Source organism: Lelliottia sp. RWM.1, from assembly GCF_016859735.1.
Taxonomy (GTDB): domain Bacteria; phylum Pseudomonadota; class Gammaproteobacteria; order Enterobacterales; family Enterobacteriaceae; genus Enterobacter.
Window position 1 is genome coordinate 1 of record NZ_WLVC01000130.1, and the last position, 1,134, is coordinate 1,134.

At 59.7% G+C, this 1,134-nt stretch carries 2 protein-coding genes; both read right to left on the reverse strand.

What is annotated here, in order from left to right; genetic code table 11:
* Positions 1 to 24 precede the first annotated feature (24 nt).
* Positions 25 to 864, reverse strand: a complete 840-nt coding sequence (sul1, locus tag GF617_RS26880; protein ID WP_000259031.1) for a sulfonamide-resistant dihydropteroate synthase Sul1 — start codon at positions 862 to 864, stop codon at positions 25 to 27.
* Positions 858 to 1,134 (reverse strand): multidrug efflux SMR transporter (locus GF617_RS26885; protein WP_017900405.1); only part of this gene is annotated, 277 nt, incomplete at its 5' end. The genes GF617_RS26885 and sul1, both read right to left, overlap by 7 nt.

The following is a 1,134-nucleotide window of genomic DNA, read 5'->3' on the forward strand; positions in this document are numbered from 1 at the left end:
TAGCGGGCGGCCGGAAGGTGAATGCTAGGCATGATCTAACCCTCGGTCTCTGGCGTCGCGACTGCGAAATTTCGCGAGGGTTTCCGAGAAGGTGATTGCGCTTCGCAGATCTCCAGGCGCGTGGGTGCGGACGTAGTCAGCGCCATTGCCGATCGCGTGAAGTTCCGCCGCAAGGCTCGCTGGACCCAGATCCTTTACAGGAAGGCCAACGGTGGCGCCCAAGAAGGATTTCCGCGACACCGAGACCAATAGCGGAAGCCCCAACGCCGACTTCAGCTTTTGAAGGTTCGACAGCACGTGCAGCGATGTTTCCGGTGCGGGGCTCAAGAAAAATCCCATCCCCGGATCGAGGATGAGCCGGTCGGCAGCGACCCCGCTCCGTCGCAAGGCGGAAACCCGCGCCTCGAAGAACCGCACAATCTCGTCGAGCGCGTCTTCGGGTCGAAGGTGACCGGTGCGGGTGGCGATGCCATCCCGCTGCGCTGAGTGCATAACCACCAGCCTGCAGTCCGCCTCAGCAATATCGGGATAGAGCGCAGGGTCAGGAAATCCTTGGATATCGTTCAGGTAGCCCACGCCGCGCTTGAGCGCATAGCGCTGGGTTTCCGGTTGGAAGCTGTCGATTGAAACACGGTGCATCTGATCGGACAGGGCGTCTAAGAGCGGCGCAATACGTCTGATCTCATCGGCCGGCGATACAGGCCTCGCGTCCGGATGGCTGGCGGCCGGTCCGACATCCACGACGTCTGATCCGACTCGCAGCATTTCGATCGCCGCGGTGACAGCGCCGGCGGGGTCTAGCCGCCGGCTCTCATCGAAGAAGGAGTCCTCGGTGAGATTCAGAATGCCGAACACCGTCACCATGGCGTCGGCCTCCGCAGCGACTTCCACGATGGGGATCGGGCGAGCAAAAAGGCAGCAATTATGAGCCCCATACCTACAAAGCCCCACGCATCAAGCTTTTGCCCATGAAGCAACCAGGCAATGGCTGTAATTATGACGACGCCGAGTCCCGACCAGACTGCATAAGCAACACCGACAGGGATGGATTTCAGAACCAGAGAAAGAAAATAAAATGCGATGCCATAACCGATTATGACAACGGCGGAAGGGGCAAGCTTAGTAAAGCCCTCG